This is a genomic window from Streptomyces sp. NBC_01463, from assembly GCA_036227345.1.
Lineage (GTDB): Bacteria > Actinomycetota > Actinomycetes > Streptomycetales > Streptomycetaceae > Streptomyces.
The window spans coordinates 5,967,890-5,988,807 of sequence record CP109468.1; the positions used below are offsets into that span (position 1 = coordinate 5,967,890).

16 protein-coding genes are annotated in these 20,918 nt (G+C 69.7%); 15 read left to right on the plus strand and 1 reads right to left on the minus strand.

Annotated elements, in window-relative coordinates:
• The first annotated feature begins 20 nt into the window (after nt 1–20).
• Nucleotides 21–689, plus strand: coding sequence for an ATP-dependent Clp protease proteolytic subunit (locus OG521_26390; protein ID WUW24106.1), 669 nt, complete (start codon nt 21–23; stop codon nt 687–689).
• 157 nt (nt 690–846) lie between these two features.
• Nucleotides 847–2,145, plus strand: a complete 1,299-nt coding sequence (gene clpX, locus OG521_26395) for an ATP-dependent Clp protease ATP-binding subunit ClpX (protein ID WUW24107.1) — start codon at nt 847–849, stop codon at nt 2,143–2,145.
• Between the two features lie 78 nt (nt 2,146–2,223).
• Here clpX and OG521_26400 read toward each other — a convergent pair whose 3' ends face one another.
• Nucleotides 2,224–3,246: a DUF2076 domain-containing protein gene (locus OG521_26400; protein ID WUW24108.1), complete on the minus strand. Its 1,023-nt coding sequence runs from the start codon at nt 3,244–3,246 to the stop codon at nt 2,224–2,226.
• A gap of 149 nt (nt 3,247–3,395) precedes the next feature.
• Between OG521_26400 and OG521_26405 the strand changes: the two genes are divergently transcribed.
• From OG521_26405 to OG521_26465, 13 genes are all read left to right on the plus strand, one after another.
• Nucleotides 3,396–6,017, plus strand: coding sequence for a valine--tRNA ligase (locus OG521_26405; GenBank protein ID WUW24109.1), 2,622 nt, complete (start codon nt 3,396–3,398; stop codon nt 6,015–6,017).
• Nucleotides 6,018–6,129: 112 nt separating this feature from the next.
• On the plus strand, nt 6,130–7,653 hold the full coding sequence (locus tag OG521_26410; protein ID WUW24110.1) for a bifunctional folylpolyglutamate synthase/dihydrofolate synthase: 1,524 nt from the start codon (nt 6,130–6,132) through the stop codon (nt 7,651–7,653).
• Between the two features lie 5 nt (nt 7,654–7,658).
• Nucleotides 7,659–8,012 (plus strand): DUF4233 domain-containing protein, encoded by a 354-nt coding sequence (locus OG521_26415; GenBank protein WUW24111.1) that lies wholly within the window; start codon nt 7,659–7,661, stop codon nt 8,010–8,012.
• A 129-nt stretch (nt 8,013–8,141) separates the two neighbouring features.
• Nucleotides 8,142–8,555 carry a nucleoside-diphosphate kinase gene (gene ndk, locus OG521_26420; protein ID WUW24112.1) on the plus strand — a complete coding sequence of 138 codons (414 nt, stop codon included), beginning with the start codon at nt 8,142–8,144 and terminating at the stop codon, nt 8,553–8,555.
• Nucleotides 8,556–8,848: 293 nt separating this feature from the next.
• A complete protein-coding gene (locus tag OG521_26425) occupies nt 8,849–9,868 on the plus strand; it encodes a rod shape-determining protein (GenBank protein WUW24113.1) in 1,020 nt (339 codons plus the stop codon).
• A 98-nt stretch (nt 9,869–9,966) separates the two neighbouring features.
• Entirely contained in the window at nt 9,967–11,013 is a 1,047-nt protein-coding gene (gene mreC, locus OG521_26430) for a rod shape-determining protein MreC (protein WUW24114.1), read from the plus strand.
• Between the two features lie 11 nt (nt 11,014–11,024).
• Nucleotides 11,025–11,690, plus strand: coding sequence for a rod shape-determining protein MreD (mreD, locus tag OG521_26435; GenBank protein WUW24115.1), 666 nt, complete (start codon nt 11,025–11,027; stop codon nt 11,688–11,690).
• 61 nt (nt 11,691–11,751) lie between these two features.
• The gene (gene mrdA / locus OG521_26440; GenBank protein WUW24116.1) at nt 11,752–13,917 is read left to right on the plus strand and encodes a penicillin-binding protein 2; all 2,166 of its coding nucleotides are present in this window, start codon (nt 11,752–11,754) and stop codon (nt 13,915–13,917) included.
• Nucleotides 13,917–15,107 (plus strand): rod shape-determining protein RodA, encoded by a 1,191-nt coding sequence (gene rodA, locus OG521_26445; GenBank protein WUW24117.1) that lies wholly within the window; start codon nt 13,917–13,919, stop codon nt 15,105–15,107. The genes mrdA and rodA overlap by 1 nt, the downstream gene beginning before the upstream one ends.
• Before the next feature lie 51 nt (nt 15,108–15,158).
• Nucleotides 15,159–16,670 carry a CYTH and CHAD domain-containing protein gene (locus OG521_26450; protein WUW24118.1) on the plus strand — a complete coding sequence of 504 codons (1,512 nt, stop codon included), beginning with the start codon at nt 15,159–15,161 and terminating at the stop codon, nt 16,668–16,670.
• Between the two features lie 86 nt (nt 16,671–16,756).
• Nucleotides 16,757–18,682 (plus strand): TIGR03960 family B12-binding radical SAM protein, encoded by a 1,926-nt coding sequence (locus OG521_26455; GenBank protein WUW24119.1) that lies wholly within the window; start codon nt 16,757–16,759, stop codon nt 18,680–18,682.
• A 102-nt stretch (nt 18,683–18,784) separates the two neighbouring features.
• Nucleotides 18,785–19,975 carry a hypothetical protein gene (locus OG521_26460; GenBank protein WUW24120.1) on the plus strand — a complete coding sequence of 397 codons (1,191 nt, stop codon included), beginning with the start codon at nt 18,785–18,787 and terminating at the stop codon, nt 19,973–19,975.
• 123 nt (nt 19,976–20,098) lie between these two features.
• Nucleotides 20,099–20,881 carry a TIGR03936 family radical SAM-associated protein gene (locus tag OG521_26465; GenBank protein WUW24121.1) on the plus strand — a complete coding sequence of 261 codons (783 nt, stop codon included), beginning with the start codon at nt 20,099–20,101 and terminating at the stop codon, nt 20,879–20,881.
• The last annotated feature ends 37 nt before the right edge of the window (nt 20,882–20,918 follow it).

Below are 20,918 nucleotides of genomic sequence, written 5' to 3' on the forward strand. Positions count from 1 at the left end.
CCAGGATGGTGAACACCCACATGAACAACTTCCCCGGCGCCTCCGCGAGCGGCCTCTACACCGGCCCGCAGGTGGACAACCGCTACATCGTCCCGCGCTTCGTGGAGCGCACCTCGCAGGGCGTGCGTGAGTACGACCCGTACGCGAAGCTCTTCGAGGAGCGCGTGATCTTCCTCGGCGTGCAGATCGACGACGCGTCCGCCAACGACGTGATGGCGCAGCTGCTGTGCCTGGAGTCGATGGACCCGGACCGGGACATCTCCATCTACATCAACAGCCCGGGCGGCTCGTTCACCGCGCTCACGGCGATCTACGACACGATGCAGTTCGTGAAGCCCGACATCCAGACGGTCTGCATGGGCCAGGCGGCCTCCGCCGCCGCCGTGCTGCTGGCCGCGGGCACGCCGGGCAAGCGCATGGCGCTGCCCAACGCCCGCGTCCTGATCCACCAGCCGTCCTCGCAGACCGGCCGTGAGCAGCTCTCCGACCTGGAGATCGCGGCCAACGAGATCCTGCGGATGCGGACCCAGCTGGAGGAGATGCTGGCGAAGCACTCCACCACGCCGATCGACAAGATCCGCGACGACATCGAGCGCGACAAGATCCTGACGGCCGAGGACGCCCTTGCCTACGGCCTGGTCGACCAGATCGTCTCGACCCGTAAGAGCGCGGCCGGAGCGGCCGCCTGACGTCGGCCTTTACCCCTTGGTACGGCAGGGTCACCCGGTCTCGGCCGTGTGAACCGTGCCAAGGGGGGCCCGAACGGGGGGCCAGGCAAGGTACCGTCGGATAGAGGCACCAGGAGCCGCTGAACCAGGCGTCTCCCAGGCGAAGGGGAAGCACCTCGTGGCACGCATCGGTGATGGCGGCGACCTGCTCAAGTGCTCGTTCTGCGGAAAGAGCCAGAAGCAGGTGAAGAAGCTCATCGCGGGACCCGGTGTGTACATCTGCGACGAGTGCATCGATCTCTGCAACGAGATCATCGAGGAGGAACTCGCGGAGACGAGCGAGGTGCGCTGGGAAGAACTTCCCAAGCCCCGCGAGATCTACGAGTTCCTCGAGGGGTACGTCGTCGGGCAGGAGCCCGCGAAGAAGGCCCTCTCGGTCGCTGTGTACAACCACTACAAGCGGGTCCAGGCCGGGGAGAACGGCGGCGGGGCGAGCCGTGACGACGCGATCGAACTCGCCAAGTCCAACATCCTGCTGCTGGGCCCCACGGGCTCGGGCAAGACGCTGCTCGCGCAGACGCTCGCCCGCATGCTCAACGTCCCGTTCGCCATCGCGGACGCGACGGCGCTGACGGAGGCCGGCTATGTCGGCGAGGACGTCGAGAACATCCTGCTGAAGCTGATCCAGGCGGCGGACTACGACGTCAAGAAGGCCGAGACCGGGATCATCTACATCGACGAGATCGACAAGGTCGCCCGCAAGAGCGAGAACCCGTCGATCACCCGCGATGTCTCCGGCGAGGGCGTCCAGCAGGCCCTCCTCAAGATCCTTGAGGGCACCACCGCCTCCGTACCGCCGCAGGGCGGCCGGAAGCACCCGCACCAGGAGTTCATCCAGATCGACACGACGAACGTGCTGTTCATCGTGGGCGGCGCGTTCTCCGGCCTGGAGAAGATCATCGAGTCCCGGGCCGGCGCCAAGGGCATCGGCTTCGGCGCCACGATCCGCTCCAAGCGGGAGATCCAGGCGAGCGACCAGTTCCAGGAGGTCATGCCGGAGGACCTGGTGAAGTTCGGGATGATCCCCGAGTTCATCGGCCGCCTCCCGGTCCTGACCTCGGTCCACAACCTGGACCGCGAGGCCCTGCTCCAGATCCTCATCGAGCCGCGCAACGCGCTGGTCAAGCAGTACCAGCGGCTGTTCGAACTCGACGGCGTGGAGCTGGAGTTCGAGCGCGAGGCGCTGGAGGCCATCGCCGACCAGGCGATCCTGCGCCAGACCGGCGCGCGCGGCCTGCGCGCGATCATGGAGGAGGTCCTCCAGTCGGTGATGTACGAGGTGCCGTCCCGCAAGGACGTCGCCCGGGTCGTCATCACCTCGGACGTGGTCCGCAACAACGTCAACCCGACCCTGGTCCCGCGCGAGCCGCGGACGATCGGGAAGGGCGACGACGGCCGGCACGAGAAGTCGGCGTAGCCGCGGTTCCGTCCCGTACGCACGCGAAGGGGCGCCCGGCCAGGTGAACTGGCGGGGCGCCCCTTCGGGTTGTCGCGATCAGATCTTGGTGCGGGAGGTGTTGTAGAGCTTGGCGGCGAGCGCCGCCACATCGTCCTGGGACATGGCCTTGTTGGTCATGGCGAGACCCATGTCGATGCCGGTGACGATGCCGACGGTGCTGTAGTCGGCCCAGATGCAGACGGGCATCTCGAAGGACTTCGGCCCCTTGTCGACGCTTCCGTCGCCGTCGGGGTTCTCCATCTTGAGGTTCTGGCACCGCATCACCGCGCCCTTGAAGCCGGCAGGACTGACGTCCTTCGGTGAACCGACCAGTTCGGCCTTGCTCGCGCTGTCGCCCTTGGTCATGTTCGCCTTGGCTTCGTCGAACGAGTTGTTGATCACCGAAGCCGGGTCGCTGACCTCGCCCCAATAGCCCTGGAAGCTGAGGATCTTCATGCTCAGATCCTTCTCCGAGCCACCCTGGTAGCTGTTGCTGACCCCGCTGGGGTTCTTGATCCCCGAGGACTCGATCGAGGTCTTGTCGGCACCGGTCAGCGGGCTGACGGTTTTGCCGCCGGCGGTCTGCGCCTTGTACGCGTCCACCGAGGCCGGAAGCGTCAGCTTGTACCCCTTCGTCGAGTCCGCGACATCGCTGTTGCTGGCGCCCCCGTCCGACGTCAGGAAGTACACCCCGCCCGCGATGACCGCCAGCGCCACGATCGCGCCCCCGATGATGAGCCCCGTCTTCTTCTTCTGCGGCGGGGCCGGGGGGAAGCCCGGCTGCTGGCCGTACGCCGGCTGGCCGCCGTACGGGGGAGTGGGGGGCTGCTGGCCGTACGGGCCGGGCTGCTGGGCCTGCGGGTAGCCGTAGGCCGGGTCCTGGGGCTGGCCCTGCGGCGGGACGCCCTGAGGAGCCTGCTGGGGGTAGCCGTAGCCGGGCTGGCCCTGCGGCGGCTGACCGCCGTACGGGCCGGGCTGCTGGCCGTACGGCCCCGGCTGACCCTGCGGCGGACCGCCGTACGGTCCGGGCTGGCCCTGCGGCTGCTGGCCACCGTACGGGCCCGGCTGGTTGTAGCTCATCTGCGGTGTCCCCTGTTCGTCATGCTCATGCGTTCTTATGCGTTCCGAACATCCTGACGGACGGCTCGCGGGCTTGGGGCACCGGGAGGGAGACCGTTACTGAACAAACCGGTTTCAGTGCACGCTTGTGACGGCCCTAAACTGTCGGCGTGACCGAGAACGCAGCGCAGCAGCCAGCCAGCATCCCCGAACTGCCGACCCAGTACACGCCGGCCGAGGTAGAGGGGAAGCTGTACGAGCGCTGGGTAGAGCGTGGTTACTTCGAGGCGGACGAGAACAGCGACAAGCCGCCGTACTCCATCGTCATCCCGCCGCCCAACGTCACCGGATCCCTGCACCTGGGACACGCCTTCGAGCACACGCTGATCGACGCCCTCGTCCGCCGCAAGCGGATGCAGGGGTTCGAGGCGCTCTACCAGCCGGGCATGGACCACGCCGGCATCGCCACCCAGAACGTCGTCGAGCGCGAGCTCGGCAACGAGGGCAGGTCGCGCCACGACCTGGGCCGCGAGGCCTTCGTCGAGCGCGTCTGGCAGTGGAAGAACCAGTCCGGCGGCCAGATCTCCGGCCAGATGCGCCGCCTCGGCGAGGGCGTCGCCTGGTCCCGTGAGCGCTTCACCATGGACGAGGGCCTGTCCAAGGCCGTCCAGACCGTCTTCAAGCAGATGTACGACGACGAGCTGATCTACCGCGCCGAGCGCATCATCAACTGGTGCCCGCGCTGCCTCACCGCGATCTCGGACATCGAGGTCGAGTACCAGGAGGACGACGGCGAGCTCGTCTCCATGCAGTACGGCGAGGGCGACGAGACCATCGTCGTCGCCACCACCCGCGCCGAGACGATGCTCGGTGACACCGCCGTCGCCGTCCACCCCGACGACGAGCGCTACAAGCACCTCGTCGGCAAGCAGATCAAGCTGCCGCTGACCGACCGCACCATCCCGGTCGTCGCCGACCACCACGTCGATCCCGAGTTCGGCACCGGCGCCGTCAAGGTGACCCCGGCGCACGACCCGAACGACTTCGAGATCGGCAAGCGCCACGACCTGCCGTTCCTCACGGTCCTCGACGAGCGCGCCGTCATCACGGCCCCCGGCCCCTTCCAGGGCCTGGACCGCCTGGAGGCCCGCTCCGCCATCGTCGCAGCCCTGCGCGCCGAGGGCCGGATCGTCGCCGAGAAGCGGCCGTACGTCCACTCCGTCGGCCACTGCTCGCGCTGCAAGACCACCATCGAGCCGCGGCTCTCCCTCCAGTGGTGGGTCAAGGTCGCCCCGCTCGCCAAGGCGGCCGGTGACGCCGTCCGCGACGGCAAGGTCAAGATCCACCCGCAGGAGATGGAGAAGCGGTACTTCGACTGGGTCGACAACCTGCACGACTGGTGCATCTCGCGCCAGCTCTGGTGGGGCCACCGCATCCCCGTCTGGTACGGCCCGAACGGCGAGGTCGTCTGCGTCGGACCGGACGACGAGGCGCCCACCGGCGAGGGCTGGACCCAGGACAGCGATGTCCTGGACACCTGGTTCTCCTCCGGCCTCTGGCCCTTCTCCACGCTCGGCTGGCCCGAACAGACCGACAGCCTCGCGAAGTTCTATCCGAACTCCGTACTGGTCACCGGCTACGACATCCTCTTCTTCTGGGTCGCCCGGATGATGATGTTCGGCCTGTACGTCAACGACGGCGTCCCGCCGTTCGAGACGATCGTCCTGCACGGCATGGTCCGCGACGAGCACGGCAAGAAGATGTCGAAGTCCTTCGGCAACGTGGTCAACCCGCTGGACTGGATGGACAAGTACGGCTCCGACGCGCTCCGTTTCACCCTGGCGCGCGGTGCCAACCCCGGCGTCGACGTCCCGATCGGCGAGGAGTGGGTCCAGGGTTCCGCCAAGTTCTCCAACAAGATCTGGAACGCCACCCGCTTCGCGCTGATGAACGGCGCGACGATCGAGGGCGAGCTGCCGTCCGCCGCCGAGATGTCGGTGACCGACCGCTGGATCCTGTCCCGCCTCAACAAGACGGTCGCCGAAGTCGACGCGTACTACGACGACTTCCAGTTCTCCAAGCTCAGCGAGTCGCTCCGGCACTTCGCCTGGGACGAGGTCTTCGACTGGTACGTCGAGCTGTCCAAGACCACGTTCTTCGGCGGCGGCCGTCCGGCCGAGGTCTCGGGCCGGGTCCTGGGCGAGGTCCTCGACGTGATGCTGCGCCTGCTGCACCCCGTCGTCCCGTTCGTCACGGAGACCCTGTGGACCGCGCTCACCGGCCGCGAGTCCGTCGTCATCGCCGACTGGCCGAAGGACAGCGGCTTCCGTGACGACGCGGCCGAGAAGGAGATCGAGCTCGTCCAGCAGGTCGTCACCGAGGTCCGCCGCTTCCGCTCCGACCAGGGCCTGCAGCCCGGCCAGAAGGTTCCGGCCGAGCTCACCCTGACCGGGACCGCGCTCGCGGCGCACGAGGCGGCCATCCGCCAGCTGCTGCGGCTGCAGCCGGCCGGGGACGGCTTCCACGCCACCGCGTCGCTGCCCGTCGCCGGTGCCACCGTCGCGCTCGACCTCTCCGGCACCATCGACATCGAGGCCGAGCGCAAGCGCCTGACGAAGGACCTGGAGGCCGCGCAGAAGGAGAAGGCGCAGGCCACCGGCAAGCTCGGCAACGAGGCGTTCCTGGCCAAGGCCCCGGACAACGTGGTCGACAAGATCCGCGGCCGGCTCTCCAAGGCCGAGTCCGACATCGAGCGGATCACCGGCCAGCTGGCAGCCCTTCCGCAGTCCTGACACCGGTCTGAAGCCCCCGTCCCCCTCGCAGGAGGGGGACGGGGGCTTCCCCGTGTCCCGCGGCCGCCGGGCGCTGCGCGCGATGTCCGTGGCCATCCGTAGACTGGGCCCCGTGAGTGAGCCCCGCCCTTCCGACCGGCACGACGCGTCCGACTCCGACGAGACCTTCGCGGAGATCGTCGACGAAGCGACCCAGCGCGACCCCGACCTGGCGGTGATCGAGGCCGGGAGCCGTACGCTGCGCGCCGCCTCCGGTCCGCCCCAGGGGGACGAGGTCCCCGCCCGCCCCGCCGATCCGGAGGTGGACAAGGCGCTGCGCGCGGTGGAGCAGGAGCTCGCCGGGCGCTGGGGCGAGACCAAGCTGGAGCCGTCCGTCGCGCGCATCGCCGCGCTGATGGACGTGCTCGGCGAGCCGCAGCGCGCCTACCCCTCCATCCACATCACCGGGACCAACGGCAAGACGAGCACCGCCCGCATGATCGAGGCCCTGCTCGGCGCCTTCGACCTGCGGACCGGCCGCTACACCTCGCCGCACGTCCAGTCGATCACCGAGCGGATCAGCCTGGACGGCTCCCCGATGGACCCCGAGCGGTTCGTCGAGACGTACCAGGACATCAAGCCGTACGTCGAGATGGTCGACGCGCAGCAGCCCTACCGGCTGTCCTTCTTCGAGGTGCTCACCGGCATGGCGTACGCGGCCTTCGCGGACGCGCCGGTCGATGTCGCCGTCGTCGAGGTCGGCATGGGCGGCAGCTGGGACGCGACCAACGTGATCGACTCCTCGGTCGCCGTCGTCACGCCGATCTCCCTGGACCACACCGACCGGCTGGGCTCCACGCCCGGTGAGATCGCGGTGGAGAAGTCCGGGATCATCAAGCAGGGCGCGACGGTCATCCTGGCCCAGCAGCCCGTCGACGCCGCCCAGGTGATGCTGAAGAAGGCCGTCGAGGTCGACGCGACCGTGGCCCGCGAGGGCATGGAGTTCGGCGTCGTCTCCCGGGAGATCGCGGTCGGCGGCCAGCTGCTGACGCTGCGCGGTCTCGGCGGTGAGTACGACAACATCTTCCTTCCGCTGTACGGCGCCCACCAGGCACGCAACGCGGTGGTGGCGCTCTGCGCCGTCGAGGCGTTCTTCGGCATCGGAGCCGAGCAGACCGGATCGCTCGACGCCGACATCATCCGCAAGGCCTTCGCCGCGGTGATCTCGCCGGGCCGCCTCGAAGTCGTCCGCTCCAGCCCTACCGTCGTCCTGGACGCCGCGCACAACCCGGCCGGCGCCCTCGCCACCGCCGAGGGGCTCTCCGAGGCCTTCGGCTTCTCCCGGCTGATCGGTGTGGTCGGGGCCAGCGGCGACAAGGACGTCCGCGGGCTCCTGGAGGCCTTCGAGCCGATCTTCGCCGAGGTCGTCGTCACCCAGAACTCCAGCGGCCGCGCGATGGACGCGGACGAGCTCGCCGCGGTCGCCGTCGAGGTCTTCGGCAACGACCGGGTCCAGGTGGAGCCCCGTCTGGACGACGCGCTGGAGGCGGCGATCACCCTCGCCGAGGAAGAGGACGAGTACGCGGGCGCCGGGGTGCTGGTGACCGGATCCGTGATCACGGTCGGCGAGGCCCGGCTGCTTCTGGGAAGGGGCTGACCGGCATGCGGACGCTCTGCGCATCGACGCTGATCGGTGAGTTCTTCGTGATCGGGTTCGCCGGACTCGTCGCGATGAAGTCCGACGACCTGACGTCCGCCACGGTCTGGACGGTCTGCGGCATCGGCATGCTGCTCTCCGTGCTGCTCTGCGGGATGATCACCCGCCCCGGCGGCATACAGCTTGGCTGGGCGCTCCAGATCGCGCTGGTCGTCAGCGGCTTCGTGGTCCCGATGATGTTCATCCTCGGACTGGTCTTCGGCGGGCTGTGGTGGGCCTCGGTGCACTACGGCCGCAAGATCGACGAGGTGAAGGCCCGGTGGGCCGCGCAGGAGGCGGCGCAGACACCGGCCGGCTGATCCGGGTGCCGGGCCGCGACACACCCGGCATGCGGAGTACCGGCCCGGCGGCCAAACCCGGGCGCCGGCCCGTCACCGCACCCCTGTAACCTCGCTTCACCGCACCCGTATGCCTGCAAGGAGCCGCACATGACCCAGCGCACCCTCGTTCTTCTCAAGCCCGACGCCGTCCGTCGCGGTCTGGTCGGCGAAATCGTCGGCCGCATCGAGCGCAAGGCCGGCTGGAAGATCACGGCGCTGGAGCTGCGTACCCTCGACCGCGCCACCCTGGAGCAGCACTACGCCGAGCACGTCGGGCGCCCGTTCTACGAGCCGCTCGTCGAGTTCATGCAGTCCGGCCCGGTCGTCGCGCTGGTCGCCGAGGGCGAGCGGGTCATCGAGGGCGTCCGCGCCTTGGCGGGTCCCACCGACCCGATCGCCGCCGCGCCCGGATCGATCCGTGGCGACTTCGGCACCATCACCCGGGAGAACCTCATCCACGCCTCGGACTCCGAGGAGTCCGCGGAGCGAGAAATGAAGCTGTTCTTTCCGGGACTTTCCTGACCTCGGATCAGCCGAACAGCGCTCATGACCTGGGGCGACCGAAGTAATTCGGTCGCCCTTCGGCATAGGGTCCCGGATCGCGGGAACGCATCACCCCGACGTAACGTCACCATGAGTGGAACGGCCACCCGTTCTGCTCAGCATGGCGAAGGACCCTCGCGCTGTGTCGGTGTATCCGGCACTACGATGGAAGCTTCCACGCCCGCAGCGCTCACCTCGCCTACCAAAACAAGCCATCACCGCTTTCGCTTGGGAAGGCCCGACGCATCCTCATGGGGAACAAGGGGAACTCAATGTCGTTCATCGGCCGTGACATGGCTATCGACCTCGGGACTGCCAACACGCTGGTGTACGTCAGGGGGCGCGGCATCGTTCTGAACGAGCCGTCCGTCGTGGCCATCAACACCAACACCGGCGGCATCCTCGCGGTCGGCGCCGAGGCCAAGAAGATGATCGGCCGTACACCGGGCAACATCGTTGCCGTACGGCCCCTGAAGGACGGCGTGATCGCCGACTTCGAGATCACGGAGCGGATGCTCCGCTACTTCATCCTGAAGATCCACAAGCGCCGCTACCTGGCCCGCCCGCGGGTCGTCGTCTGCGTGCCCTCCGGCATCACCGGGGTCGAGCGACGCGCCGTCATCGAGGCGTCGACGCAGGCCGGCGCCCGTCAGGTGCACATCATCGAGGAGCCCATGGCGGCGGCCATCGGCTCGGGCCTGCCGGTCCACGAGGCCACCGGCAACATGGTCGTCGACATCGGTGGCGGCACCACCGAGGTCGCGGTCATCTCGCTCGGCGGAATCGTCACTGCCCAGTCGATCCGGGTCGCCGGTGACGAACTGGACAACGCGATCATCCAGCACATCAAGAAGGAGTACTCGCTCCTGCTCGGTGAGCGCACCGCCGAACAGATCAAGATCACCATCGGTTCGGCGTTCGAGCTGGAGAAGGACGAGCACACCGAGATCCGGGGCCGCGACCTCGTCTCGGGGCTGCCCAAGACCGTGGTCATCTCCGCCACCGAGGTCCGCAAGGCCATCGAGGAGCCGGTCAACGCGATCGTCGACGCGGTCAAGACGACGCTGGACAAGTGCCCGCCGGAGCTCTCCGGCGACGTCATGGACCGCGGCATCGTCCTGACCGGTGGCGGCGCGCTGCTGCGCGGCCTGGACGAGCGGCTGCGCCACGAGACGGGCATGCCGATCCACATCGCCGAGGACCCGCTGGACTCCGTCGCACTCGGATCCGGCAAGTGCGTCGAGGAGTTCGAGGCGCTCCAGCAGGTGCTGGACGCCCAGCCCCGGCGCTAGAAATTCCACGGCCCTCCGCGCGGACGCTGCCGCTCCGCGCGGAGGATCGTTGATATACAGGCACGAACATTCCTACGAGGAAGGCACGGCCGCCGCACGTGAGGGACACACGAGAGAGCCGGCTGCTCCTGGTGCTGCTGATCGCCATCGCATTCGCACTGATCACGGTGGACATCCGCGGCGGCGAGGCGTCACCGGTGGACGGCGCCCGGCAGGCCGCCGCCACGGTCTTCGGACCGGTGGAGAACGGCGTGGCGGCAGCCGTCGACCCGGTGGGCAACGCCATAGGGGCGGTACGCGCCTCCGGCACCCGCCACGACAAGATCGCCGCGCTGGAGAAGCAGAACGCCGAGCTCAAGGCCCGGCTGGGCAGCGACGACCGCAACCGCAGCCGGGTCCGCGAGCTCGACAAGATGCTCAAGAAGTCCGATGCCGGCCAGTACGGCATCAAGGCCGCCGAGGTCATCGCCATAGGGCCCGCCCAGGGCTTCTCCTGGACGGTCACCATCGACGCCGGCTCCAAGGACGGCCTCAAGCGCGACATGACCGTACTCAACGGTGACGGACTCGTCGGCCGCGTCACCACCGTCGGCCCGGACACCGCGACGGTGCTCCTGGCCAACGACCCCGACTTCACCGTCGGCACCCGGATGGAGTCCACCGACGAACTCGGCTTCGCCACCGGCCAGGGCTCGCGCCCGCTGTCCGTCCAGTTCCTGAACGGCAAGGCCAAGGTGAAGAAGGGCGACCGCCTCGTCACGTTCGGGTCCAGCAAGGACAAGCCGTTCGTGCCCGGCGTCCCGGTCGGCGAGGTCGTCCGGGTCGACCCGTCCGGCGGCGACCTGACCCGAACGGTCTACGTCCAGCCGTACGTCGGCTTCACCAAGCTCGACATCGTCGGCATCGTCGTCCAGGCACCGCGCGAGGACCCCCGCGACACGGTCCTGCCGAAGAAGCCCGTCAAGGCGGCCAAGCCGAAGCCCACCCCGACCGTCACCGTCACCATCTCGCCCAACGGCGACCTCGTCGACACCAACGGCAACGTCGTCGGGAACATCCACGAGAGCGCGGACCCCAGCGGCAGCCCGAGCCCCAGCGGGAACGCCACACCGAACGCCGACAACGCGGTAAACGAACAGAGGTAGAGCTGATCCCCATGCACGTCAACCGGACTCTGCTCTCCATCGTTCTGGTCGTGATCGCCCTCGTCGTCCAGGTCTCCGTCCTCGCCCGGCTCCAGCTCCCCGGCGCCGTACCCGATCTGCTGCTCATGGTCGTCCTCGGCCTGGCCTTCGTGTACGGGCACGTCAGCGGGGCCCTCATCGGCTTCGGTGCGGGTCTCCTCGCCGACCTGGCACCCCCGGCGGACCACGCCGCGGGGCGCTACGCCCTGGTCCTGTGCGTCATCGGCTACCTCGCCGGACTGGCCCGGCCGGAGAACGGCCAGCTCAAGTCCGCGTTCCTGCCGATGGCCGTGGTCGTCGCCGCGGCCATCGGCTCGACCCTGCTGTACGCGGGCGTCGGCGCCCTCGTCGGTGACACGGCGGCCCGCCATGTGGGTCTGGGCAGCCTGCTGTTCACCGCGGCCGTCTACGACCTGCTCCTCGCCCCGTTCACCGTCCCGCTGATCATGGCGATCGCCAGACGCACGGTGAACGACCCGCTCACCGAGTCCTCCTCCGGCCGGGGCGACGTCGCGGCCGGCTGGCTCGCCGCGGGCACCGGGCTGCGGATCGGCAGCCAGCGCGGCGGACTGCGCGTCAAGGCCGCCCGCAACCGCGCCGCACGCGCCGGACGGATCAAGGGAGTCAAGCGACTGTGACCCTGCATTGCCCGGGGACCGCCCACCGCGTCCCCAGCCCGACCACCACCGGGGGCGCCCCGTGAGCAACATCCCCGAGACGGGCCGGACCCAGCGGGTCCAGATCCGCCTCATCGTCATCCAGGTCCTCGTCTTCTCCCTGCTGCTCACCCTCGGCGGCCGCCTCTGGTACCTCCAGATCCGCAACGGCCAGGAGTACTCGGACGAGGCGAAGAACAACCACGTCCAGCAGGTCGTCCAGCCCGCCGCCCGCGGCTCCATCCTCGACGCGCGCGGTGTGCCGCTCGCCGACAACGAGACCCGCCTCGTCGTCTCCGCCAGCCGCACCGAGCTGCTGAAGATGGACGACGACGGCCAGGCCGTCCTGACCCGGCTCGCCGAAGTCCTCGACATGAAGCCGAAGGACGTCATCGACAAGGTCCGGCTCTGCGACGCGAAGACCCCGCAGCCCTGCTGGAACGGCTCGCCCTACCAGCCGATCCCCGTCACCGACGAGGCCACCACCCAGCAGGCCCTCCAGATCCGTGAGCGCGCCGAGGACTTCCCCGGCATCACCGCCGAGCCCACCGCCGTCCGCCGCTACGCCGCGCCCGGCAAGGCGAACACCGCCCAGGTCCTCGGCTACCTCTCGCCCGTCACGGACGACGAGATCACCAAGGCCCAGGACAGCGACTCGCCCTACCTGCGCTCCGACCAGGTCGGCCGCTCCGGCCTGGAGCGCACGTACGACAAGGAACTGCGCGGCAAGGCGGGCGTCACCCGCTACGAGGTCGACAACCTCGGCCGGGTCATCGGCCAGGCCAAGAACGACAAGGCCGAGGCCGGCGCGAGCGTCGTCACCTCCATCGACGCCCGGGTGCAGGCCGTCGCCGAGTACGAGCTCAACCAGGCCATGAAGACGGCCCGCAAGGAGTTCGACACCAACACCGGTACGAACTACAAGGCCGACTCCGGCGCCGTCGTCGTCATGGAGGCCAAGACCGGCCGGGTCGTCTCCATGGCCTCGCTGCCCAGCTACGACCCGAACGCCTGGGTCGGCGGCATCTCCGGCAAGGACTACGCGAAGCTGACGGGCAAGAACTCCAACTTCCCGCTGCTGAACCGGGCCATCCAGGGCCAGGCCGCCCCCGGCTCCATCTTCAAGGTCATCTCCTCGACCGCCGCGGTCAACGCCGGATACCCCTTCGACGGCAACTACCCCTGCCCCAGCTCGTACTCCATCGGCGGCCAGACCTTCAAGAACTTCGAGTCCCAGGGCTACGGCAACATCACCATCGGCCGCGCCCTGGAGGTCTCCTGCGACACCGTGTACTACGGCATCGCGCACAAGGAGTGGCAGAAGGACGGCGGCAACAGCCCCAAGAAGAAGCCCAACGACTGGTTCTACAAGACCGCCCACCAGTTCGGTCTCGGCAAGGAGACCGGCATCGACCTCCCCAACGAGGTCAGCGGCCGGGTCCCGGACCGTGAGTGGAAGAAGAACTTCGCCAAGGCCAACCACGACGCCTGGTGCAAGCAGGGCAAGAAGGGCGGCACGTACGTCGAGCAGATCGCGTACGAGAACTGCCTCGAAGGCGACAAGATGCGCGCCGGTGACTCCGTCAACTACTCGATCGGCCAGGGCGACACCCTCGTCACCCCGATCCAGATGGCGACCATCTACGCGGCCATCTCCAACGGCGGCACGCTCTACGACCCCACCGTCGGCAAGGCGATCGTCAGCGGCGACGGCAGGACGGTCGAGGAGATCGAGCCGAAGTCGCACGGCAAGCTGCCCTTCACCAAGAAGACGCGCAACGAAATAGACGAAGCCCTCGCGGGTGTCGCGACCCGCGGCTCCGCCGCCTGGCGATTCGGCGGCTGGCCGCAGGACAAGATCCCGATGCACGCCAAGACGGGCACGGCCGAGGTCTACGGCAAGCAGACGACCTCCTGGTTCGCCACGTACACCAAGGACTACTCGATCGTCATGACGATCTCCCAGGGCGGTACGGGTTCCGGAGCGTCCGGGCCCGCCGTCCGCAACATCTACAACGCGCTCTACGGCCTCGACGCCTCGGGCAAGCAGGACCTCAAGAAGGCCCTGCTGCCGGCGCCGCAGAAGTCCCTGCCGAAGATCCAGACGGACGGCACCATCGACGCCCCGAAGGTCAAGCCCTACGACCCCGAGTCGCAGAAGCCGCCGGGCGAGCAGACGCTGGCAGCGGTGCTGGGGAGGCGTGACTGATGGCCGGTTTCTCCGTCCAGCGCTACGCCCCCGACCGCGGGGCCTGGGGCAGGCTCACCGCCCGTGACTCCGTCGTGCGCCGCCTCGACTGGCCGCTCCTCGGCTCGGCCGTCGCGCTCTCGTTCATCGGCTCGCTGCTCGTCTACTCGGCGACCCGGGGACGCGACTCGCTCACCCACGGCGATCCGTACTACTTCCTCTTCCGCCACGCCCTCAACACGGGCATCGGCTTCGCCCTGATGGTCGGCACGATCTGGCTCGGCCACCGCACCCTGCGCGGCGCGGTGCCGATCCTCTACGGGCTGTCCGTCCTCCTCGTGATGGCGGTCCTCACCCCGCTGGGCGCCACCGTCAACGGCGCCCACGCCTGGATCCTGCTGCCCGGCGGCTTCTCCCTGCAGCCCTCCGAGTTCACCAAGATCACGATTATTCTCGGCATGGCGATGCTGCTCGCCGAACGCGTCGACGCGGGCGACCAGCTGCACCCCGACCACCGCACCGTCGCCAAGGCCCTCGGCCTCGCGGCGCTCCCGATGGCCGTCGTCATGGGGATGCCGGACCTCGGCTCCGTGATGGTCATGGTCGTCATCGTGCTCGGCGTACTGCTGGCCTCCGGGGCGTCGAACCGCTGGATCTTCGGCATCCTCGGCGCGGGCGCCGCCGGAGCCGTCGCCATCTGGCAGCTCGGGCTGCTCGACGACTACCAGATCGCCCGCTTCGCGGCCTTCGCCAACCCGGCGCTCGACCCGGCCGGAGTCGGCTACAACACCAACCAGGCCCGCATCGCGATCGGCTCGGGCGGCCTCTCCGGCACCGGCCTCTTCCAGGGCACGCAGACCACCGGCCAGTTCGTCCCCGAGCAGCAGACCGACTTCGTCTTCACCGTCGCCGGTGAGGAACTGGGCTTCCTCGGCGCGGGACTGATCCTCGTCCTGCTCGGCGTCGTCCTGTGGCGTGCCTGCCGCATCGCCCGGGAGACCACCGAGCTGTACGGCACGATCGTCGCCGCCGGGATCATCGCCTGGTTCGCCTTCCAGGCCTTCGAGAACATCGGCATGACGCTCGGCATCATGCCGGTCGCCGGACTGCCCCTGCCGTTCGTCTCGTACGGAGGGTCCTCGATGTTCGCCGTCTGGGTGGCGATCGGGCTGCTGCAGTCGATCAGGGTGCAGCGGCCGATGTCGGCGTGAGCCGTGGCAGGCCCACTGCCCATGCGCGGACATCACGTCTAGATTCGATTCATGGCGGACTCGAAGCGTGAGATCGAGCGTAAGTACGAAGCCACCGGCACCACCCGGCTGCCCGACCTCGGCCGGGTGGCCGGGGTCGCGGCCGTCGAACACCGGGGCGTCATGGAACTCGACGCCGTCTACTACGACACCGAGGACTTCCGGCTCGCGGCCGGCTCCCTGACCCTGCGCCGCCGCACCGGCGGGGACGACGCCGGGTGGCATCTGAAGCTCCCGGTGGCCTCCGGCATCCGCGACGAGATCGGCGCCCCGCTCTCCGACACCCTGCCGCCCGCCCTCGCCGCGCTGATCCGCTCCCGGGTCAGGGACGCCGCCGTCGTCCCCGTCGTACGGCTCCGCTCCGCCCGCGACGTCCACCTGCTCAGCGGGGCGGACGGGGTGCCCCTGGCCGAACTGAGCGTGGACGAGGTGCGGGCCGAGCGGCTGCACGGCGGCCGCCGCAGCACCGCCTGGACCGAGATCGAGGTCGAGCTCGCCGACGACGGGGACCCGGCCTTCCTCGACGCCGTCGAGAAGCGGCTGCGCAAGGCCGGGATACGGCCCTCCGCGTCCCCCTCCAAACTCTCCCGTGCCCTCGCGGAGACCGCGCCGAAGAAGGAGCGGCGGCGCGAGCCCGTCGCGCCCCCGGGCACCGCGGGGGACCACGTGCTCGCCTACGTACGCCGTCAGGTCACCGCGATCGTCGCCCTCGACCCGGCCGTCCGCCGGGGGCTGCCCGACTCCGTGCACCGCATGCGGGTCGCCACCCGGCGGCTGCGCAGCGCTCTGCGGACGTACCGCAAGGTCCTCGACCGGAGCGTCACCGGACCCGTCGGCGATGAACTGAAGTGGCTCGCGGGGGAGCTCGGTGTCGACCGTGACCAGGAGGTCCTCGACGCGCGGCTGCTCGCCCGGCTCGACGCGCTGCCGCGCACCCTGGTCCTCGGCCCGGTCCGTGCGCGGCTGAAGGTGTGGTCGGTGGCCAGGCGCAGCGGCTCCCGCCGGCGGACCGTCGCCGTGCTCGACGGCGCCCGCTACCTGGCGCTGCTGCACGCCCTGGACACGCTCCTCGCCGACCCGCCCCTGCTGCCGGCCGCCGCCGCCGCCCCGCCGGGCAAGGTGCTCGCCCGGGCCGTGCACAAGGACCACCGGCGCCTGGCCGCCCGCATCGGCCGGGCAGCCGCCCTTCCGCCGGGACCGGACCGCGACCTCGCCCTGCACGACGCGCGCAAGGCGGCGAAGCGCGCGCGGTACGCGGCGGAGGCGGCCCGTCCCGCACTCGGGAAACCTGCCCGCAAGTCCGCCAAGCGGCTGAAGGCCGTCCAGAGCGTGCTCGGCGACCACCAGGACAGCGTGGTCGCCCGGGACGCCCTGCGCGTCCTCGCCGTCCAGGCGCACGCGGCGGGGGAGGCCTCGTTCACCTGGGGACTGCTGTACGGACGGGAGGAGGCGACGGCCCGGGCGCGCGAGCGGGAACTGCCCGGCGTGTGGGCCAAGGCCTCCCGGGCGGAGATCCGGCCGTAGTTCCGGGCGTGGATCCGTGCGGCGCCGGGAGGCTGAGCAGCGCGGTACGCTGGATGGTCACCCCTGCCAGCTCTCGAAAGTTCGCGATGTCTGTCGATTCGGTCTTCCCACAGCTCGAAGCTCTGCTCCCGCATGTGCAGAAGCCCATCCAGTACGTCGGCGGTGAGCTGAACTCCACCGTCAAACCGTGGGACGAATGCGACGTCCGCTGGGCTCTCATGTACCCCGACGCGTACGAGGTCGGACTCCCCAACCAGGGCGTCATGATCCTTTACGAGGTACTCAACGAGCGCCAGGGCGTCCTCGCCGAGCGCACCTACAGCGTCTGGCCGGACCTCGAGGCCCTGATGCGTGAGCACAAGGTGCCGCAGTTCACCGTGGACGCCCACCGGCCGGTCAAGGCGTTCGACGTCTTCGGGCTGAGCTTCTCCACCGAGCTCGGCTACACCAACATGCTCACGGCCCTGGACTTGGCCGGCATCCCGCTGTCCGCCAAGGACCGCGGCCTCGACGACCCGATCGTGCTCGCGGGCGGCCACGCCGCGTTCAACCCCGAGCCGATCGCGGAGTTCATCGACTGCGCGGTCATCGGCGACGGCGAGCAGGCGGTCCTGGAGATCACCGAGATCGTCCGCGCCTGGAAGGCCGAGGGCCGCCCCGGCGGCCGCGAGGAGGTGCTCTTCCGCCTCGCGAGGACCGGTGGGGTGTACGTCCCCGGCTTCTACGACGTGGAGTACCTCCCGGACGGCCGCATCGGCCGCATGGTGCCGAACAAGTCGGGCGTGCCGTGGCGCGTGTCCAAGCACACGGTCATGGACCTCGACGAGTGGCCCTACCCCAAGCAGCCCCTGGTCCCGCTCGCCGAGACCGTCCACGAGCGGATGTCCGTGGAGATCTTCCGCGGCTGCACCCGCGGCTGCCGCTTCTGCCAGGCCGGCATGATCACGCGCCCCGTGCGGGAGCGAAGCATCACCGGCATCGGCGAGATGGTGGAGAAGGGCCTCAAGGCGACCGGCTTCGAGGAAGTGGGCCTGCTCTCGCTCTCCTCCGCGGACCACACCGAGATCGGTGAGATCGCCAAGGGCCTCGCGGACCGCTACACCGAGGACAAGGTCGGCCTCTCGCTGCCCTCCACCCGCGTCGACGCGTTCAACGTGGACCTGGCCAACGAGCTGACCCGCAACGGCCGCCGCTCCGGTCTCACCTTCGCCCCCGAGGGCGGCTCCGAGCGCATGCGCAAGGTCATCAACAAGATGGTCTCGGAGGAGGACCTGATCCGCACGGTCTCCACCGCGTACGGCAACGGCTGGCGCCAGGTGAAGCTGTACTTCATGTGCGGCCTGCCCACCGAGACCGACGAGGACGTCCTGCAGATCGGCGACATGGCGGTCAACGTCATCGCCAAGGGCCGCGAGGTCTCCGGGCAGAACGACATCCGCTGCACCGTCTCCATCGGCGGCTTCGTGCCCAAGCCGCACACCCCCTTCCAGTGGGCCCCGCAGCTCAGCGCCGAGGAGACCGACGCCCGGCTGACCAAGCTCCGGGACAAGATCCGCGGCGACAAGAAGTACGGCCGCTCGATCGGCTTCCGCTACCACGACGGCAAGCCCGGCATCGTCGAGGGCCTGCTCTCCCGCGGCGACCGCCGGGTCGGCTCCGTCATCCGCGCCGTCTACGAGGACGGCGGCCGGTTCGACGGCTGGCGCGAGTACTTCAGCTACGACCTGTGGATGCGGAACGCCGAGAAGACGCTGCCCGCCTTCGGCGTGGACGTCGACTGGTACACCACGCGCGAGCGGACGTACGAGGAGGTCCTGCCCTGGGACCACCTCGACTCCGGTCTCGACAAGGACTGGCTCTGGGAGGACTGGCAGGACTCGCTCGACGAGACCGAGGTCGAGGACTGCCGCTGGACGCCGTGCTTCGACTGCGGTGTGTGCCCCGCGATGCAGACGGAGATCCAGGTCGGCCCGACCGGCAAGAAGCTCCTGCCGCTGACGGTCGTGAAGTAGTTCTGCCGGTGACATGACACCGTCCGGCTCCGGCCGGGTGACAGCTCGATGACGAAGGCCCGTCCGGGAAACCCCCGGACGGGCCTTCGCGTCATGAGGTGCATGGAATACGGAAAGCATCAGGCGCCCGTGCACTACGAGGGCGGTGACGGCTGTCTGACCACGCTCGTCAGGATTCCGGTGAGGATCGTCGTCCTCGTCCTCGTCCTGCCGGTGCGGATGGTGTGGGACGCCCTGGCCGCGGGCGCCCGTGCCGCCGACCGCATCCTGCTGCGCCCGCTGGGGCGTGCGCTGGCGTGGCTCTTCGAGGTGCTGGTGGCGGTGCCGGCCCGGTGGCTGTGGCGGTCGGTGCTGACCCCGCTCGGGCACGGGCTGCGATGGCTGGCCGCCGCGGTGTTCGTGTGGCCGTGGGTGGCGCTGTGGCGGTATGTCGCGGTGCCCGTCTGGCGGTACGGGATCGTGGTGCCGCTGGAGTGGCTGTACGCACGGGTCCTCACCCCGGCCGGGCACGGGCTGAGGTGGGTCTGGCGGGCGCTGCTGCTCCCGGCCGGACGCGGCGTCGCCAAGGCGCTCGGGTGGCTGTTCACCGTCGTCCTCGTCATGCCGGTGGTCCTCCTGTGGCGGTACGTCCTGAAGCCCCTGGGGCTGGCCGCCGGCTGGCTGGCGGAGCACCTGGTCGTGCTGCCGCTGGCGTGGACGTACCGGGAACTGCTCACCCCGCTGGGCCACGGCATCGCCTGGTCCCTCGACCTGCTGGCCCGAGGCATCGGGGCCGGCTGCCGGGGCCTGTGGGCCGCCCTCCGGTGGCTGCTCACCGTGCTGCTCGTCACTCCGGTGGTCTGGGTGTACCGGCGGATCATCACCCCCGTCTGCCGGGAGATCGCCGCCGCGGTCGGCGTCGCCTGGCGCGTCGCCGGATACATCTCACGGGTCGTCGGGCGGGCGCTGGCCTGGCTGGCGTGGCACCTGGTCGGGGCGCCGGTGAGCTGGGTCTATCGCAACGTATGCACCCCGGTCGGGCATTTCCTGCGCGATGACGTTCTGGCCCCGGCCGGACGGGCCGCCCGCGCGGTGGGCCGGACGGTGCGGCAGGCACTCGACGCGGCACGTGAAACCGTCCGCCAGGCCCGGCGGGACGCCTGGCGGGCACTGGTCGGCGGGCCGCGGGAAGTCGAGCCCCGGGAACCGGTGAGGCCTCTTGCGCGTACTCTGGGTAGTACAACGACTGTGCCCAGCGCGGCGCCCGAACCAGAGATCTCCCTGCTCAAGGAGAAATCCTTCCCGCAGGGGTGAGCCGGACCGGACACCCCGGGGCCACCCGTATTTCGAGGGCGGCGTGCCACCGCGTCCGCCCCGCACCGAGGAGAAGAACCACTGGGCAAGCGACAGCCCGAAGGCCCGCCGCCCGCACCGGCAGTGCAGCGCATCCGACTGCGCTACACCAAGCGCGGCCGCCTCCGGTTCACCAGTCATCGAGACTTCCAGCGTGCCTTCGAGCGGGCGCTGCGCCGCTCCGAGGTGCCCATGGCCTACTCGGCGGGCTTCACCCCGCACCCCAAGGTGTCGTACGCCAATGCCGCACCCACCGGCACGGGCAGCGAGGCCGAGTTCCTGGAGATCGCCCTCACCGAGGCGCGTGATCCGGACGTCCTGCGCGAGCTGCTCAACGACTCGCTGCCGGACGGCCTCGACATCACCGACGCCGTCGAGGCCCGCACCTCGGGCCTCGCCGACCGGCTGACCGCCTCCGTCTGGGAGCTGCGGCTGGACGGGGTCACCGTGGAGGAAGCCGGGAAGGCCGTCGCCGCGTTCAACGCGGCGGAGAGCGTCGAGGTCGAGCGCCGTACCAAGAACGGCATGAGGACCTTCGACGCCCGGTCCGCCGTGGTCGACCTGCAGGCCCTTGATCATCAGCCTGATAGGCCCGGGGACAAGGCCTGTGCGATACTGCGGCTGGTTGTTCGGCACGTGACACCTGCCGTACGGCCTGACGACGTCCTGTCCGGTCTCCGCGTTGTGGCCGACCTGGCGCCGCCGGTCCCCGCAGCGGTGACCAGGCTGGCGCAGGGGCTCTTCGACGAGGAGTCCGGCACGGTGACCGACCCGCTCGCGCCCGACCGCGAGGCAGCCCCGGCCGCTCTACCCACGGCCGCCGGGACCGCCGTCGCGACGGCGCCGGATGGTGCAGGTTCCGCGTAAGGCGGTCGTTGTAGCGCAGCCCTCGGACTCGGGAGCC

What these genes read in the sequence shown, in the direction of transcription:
- OG521_26390 (WUW24106.1), top strand. Translation starts at nt 21, where the DNA reads ATGAACAACTTCCCCGGCGCCTCCGCGAGCGGCCTCTACACCGGCCCG.
- OG521_26400 (WUW24108.1), bottom strand. Translation starts at nt 3,246, where the DNA reads ATGAGCTACAACCAGCCGGGCCCGTACGGTGGCCAGCAGCCGCAGGGC.
- OG521_26415 (WUW24111.1), top strand. Translation starts at nt 7,659, where the DNA reads ATGCGGACGCTCTGCGCATCGACGCTGATCGGTGAGTTCTTCGTGATC.
- ndk (WUW24112.1), top strand. Translation starts at nt 8,142, where the DNA reads ATGACCCAGCGCACCCTCGTTCTTCTCAAGCCCGACGCCGTCCGTCGC.
- OG521_26425 (WUW24113.1), top strand. Translation starts at nt 8,849, where the DNA reads ATGTCGTTCATCGGCCGTGACATGGCTATCGACCTCGGGACTGCCAAC.
- mreD (WUW24115.1), top strand. Translation starts at nt 11,025, where the DNA reads ATGCACGTCAACCGGACTCTGCTCTCCATCGTTCTGGTCGTGATCGCC.
- rodA (WUW24117.1), top strand. Translation starts at nt 13,917, where the DNA reads ATGGCCGGTTTCTCCGTCCAGCGCTACGCCCCCGACCGCGGGGCCTGG.
- OG521_26450 (WUW24118.1), top strand. Translation starts at nt 15,159, where the DNA reads ATGGCGGACTCGAAGCGTGAGATCGAGCGTAAGTACGAAGCCACCGGC.
- OG521_26455 (WUW24119.1), top strand. Translation starts at nt 16,757, where the DNA reads ATGTCTGTCGATTCGGTCTTCCCACAGCTCGAAGCTCTGCTCCCGCAT.
- OG521_26460 (WUW24120.1), top strand. Translation starts at nt 18,785, where the DNA reads ATGGAATACGGAAAGCATCAGGCGCCCGTGCACTACGAGGGCGGTGAC.